The 378-nt window shown below is 31.7% G+C and carries 1 protein-coding gene; it reads left to right on the forward strand.

Going from position 1 to position 378, the window contains the following annotated elements:
• Positions 1-190, forward strand: a 190-nt coding sequence (locus tag EP747_RS18640; RefSeq protein ID WP_165347143.1) for a cold-shock protein, incomplete at its 5' end; no start/stop codon positions are given.
• Positions 191-378: the final 188 nt, after the last annotated feature.

Genomic DNA, 378 nt, shown 5'->3' on the forward strand with positions numbered 1-378 from the left:
TAAAGTAAAATGGTTTAATGCAGAAAAAGGATTTGGATTCATCGAGCGTGAAAATGGTGATGATGTATTCGTTCACTTCTCAGCAATTCAAACTGACGGATTTAAATCATTAGATGAAGGTCAAGCAGTTACTTTTGATGTAGAACAAGGACAACGCGGACCTCAAGCAACTAACGTTAAAAAAGCATAATTTTAAAAAGTCAGATTCTATTTCTAGAATCTGACTTTTTTTATTTAATAAAAATAAAAACCCCCTATTCATTGAATAGGGGGGAATTTAAACGTGGAGATCAGGTAAAGAAATGGTTTAAAGTATTATAGCCTATAAAAAATGGATATACAAATTTCTATTAAAAGAAGACCGTTTGCACACCACTT

The organism is Gottfriedia acidiceleris, assembly GCF_004138285.1.
In the GTDB taxonomy this organism is placed as follows: domain Bacteria; phylum Bacillota; class Bacilli; order Bacillales; family Bacillaceae_G; genus Gottfriedia; species Gottfriedia acidiceleris_A.